General features: G+C 70.0%; 2 protein-coding genes. One reads left to right on the forward strand and one right to left on the reverse strand.

Features of this window, described 5'->3' with window-relative positions; all coding sequences use genetic code 11:
* Positions 1-273 precede the first annotated feature (273 nt).
* The gene (locus ACIF9R_RS38245; protein WP_033895083.1) at positions 274-1,065 is read left to right on the forward strand and encodes an IS5 family transposase; all 792 of its coding nucleotides are present in this window, start codon (positions 274-276) and stop codon (positions 1,063-1,065) included.
* On the opposite strand, the gene ACIF9R_RS38250 is transcribed toward ACIF9R_RS38245, so the two are convergent.
* Positions 1,022-1,573 carry a hypothetical protein gene (locus ACIF9R_RS38250; RefSeq protein WP_030595921.1) on the reverse strand — a complete coding sequence of 184 codons (552 nt, stop codon included), beginning with the start codon at positions 1,571-1,573 and terminating at the stop codon, positions 1,022-1,024. The two genes, ACIF9R_RS38245 and ACIF9R_RS38250, sit on opposite strands and share 44 nt — an antisense overlap.
* Positions 1,574-1,686 lie beyond the last annotated feature (113 nt).

Below are 1,686 nucleotides of genomic sequence, written 5' to 3' on the forward strand. Positions count from 1 at the left end.
CTCAGAAGCTGTTGTCGTTCCGATCTTGAGAGATGCGTTTCGAACGGGAGTCTCGATCGGGTGGTCGCGGACCGCTGGGCGCATACGGGTGGGGCCTCCTGAACAGCTCGTTGGTGTCGAATCACCGAGCAACATCTGGAGGCCCCGGTGCCGCAGTCTTCCGTGCCGATGCCCTGGCAGTCCACTTCGGTCGCCCTGGAGTGTGACTGTCTGGCTCACCGGTTCGGAAACGCCGCCGACAAGGGGGTACGTGAACGCCGTTATCCGACGGACATGACCGACGGGGAGTGGGCCAAGGTCCGGCCGCTGCTGCCGGTGCCGGGCTGGATGCGCGGTCGCGGCGGGCAGCCGGAGGTGTACTGCCACCGCGCGATACTGGACGCGATCCGCTACCTGGTCGACAACGGCATCAAGTGGCGCGCGATGCCGGCCGACTTCCCGCCGTGGGACCGGGTGTACGCGTTCTACCGCCGCTGGCGCGACCATGGCCTGGTCAGGGAGTTCCACGACCGGCTGCGTGCCAGGGTCCGCGAGATGGTGGGCAAGGACACGGAGCCCACGGCCGGGGTGATCGACTCGCAGTCGGTCAAGGCGGACGCCGTGGTGGGCGCGGACAGCCGCGGCTACGACGGCGGCAAGCAGATCAACGGGCGCAAACGGCACGTCGTGGTAGACACCCTCGGCCTGCTGCTGGGCGTGATGGTCACCAGCGCCGATGTCGGCGACCGCGCCGCCGCCCAGGTCCTGCTCGCCCGGGTGGCCGACGCGCACCACCGCCTCGCCCTCGTCTGGGCTGATGGCGGCTACACCGGCAGCCTCGTCGAGCACTGCCTGGCCGCATTCGCGCTGGTGCTGGCGATCGTCAAGCGCAGCGACGACCAGAAGGGCTTCGTGGTGCTGCCCAAGCGGTGGATCGTCGAGCGTCTCTTCGCCCACCTGATGCGAAGCCGCCGCTTGGCCCGCGACTACGAGCGCCGCACGACCAGTGCCGAGGCGATGGCCTACTGGTCGATGACCATCGTCATGACCCGCCGCCTGGCCCGGCCACGCCCGGCGCGGGCGTGAACCGGCCCGGCGCGGGCTCGGCCAGCCAGCCCCGGGCCACCAGGCGTTTCGCCTTCGACCGCAGCGCCTCCACCCTTGCCGGCACCACGTCCACACCGAACCCGGCGGCCATCTCCTGGCAGGTCACCGGCCCCTGCCCGAGCCGGGCTCGGTCCGCCCCCAACTGCAGGATGCGCTGGTAGTCCACCGACAGCGCCGACCAGGCCAGCCCCTCACGCCACACGGGCACCTGCGACTTCGGCTTCACCGCCTCCGCCGACTGCGGGGCCGTTCCTGGCTGTCCTTTGGCGGTCGGCACACTCTCGTCGGCCCGGCCACGGTCGCGCCCGCTCTCCTCCTCCGGGGCCAGCACCTCGCCGACCTTCGAGCGGGCAATCGTCCACTCCTGCCATTCCCGCTCGGCCACGGCCAGTTCGGCCTGGATGCGGTCTGCTTCCTCCCGCAGCTCGTCCACCCGACGGCGAGCACCCAGCTCGCGCTGTTCCAGCAGTCCGACCACCGACGGCATCCACGACCCCCACAGCAGCGACGACACGACAAGCCGTCACTCCCACGAGATCGCCGAACCTATGCCCCACCAGCGAAAACGCAGCCCTCACGTCCGGAAAGACAACAGCTTCT

Source organism: Streptomyces sp. NPDC086080, from assembly GCF_044540255.1.
In the GTDB taxonomy this organism is placed as follows: Bacteria; Actinomycetota; Actinomycetes; order Streptomycetales; family Streptomycetaceae; genus Streptomyces.

Coding starts and splice junctions, on each gene's coding strand:
- ACIF9R_RS38245 (WP_033895083.1), top strand. CDS start 274: ATGACCGACGGGGAGTGGGCCAAGGTCCGGCCGCTGCTGCCGGTGCCG.
- ACIF9R_RS38250 (WP_030595921.1), bottom strand. CDS start 1,573: ATGCCGTCGGTGGTCGGACTGCTGGAACAGCGCGAGCTGGGTGCTCGC.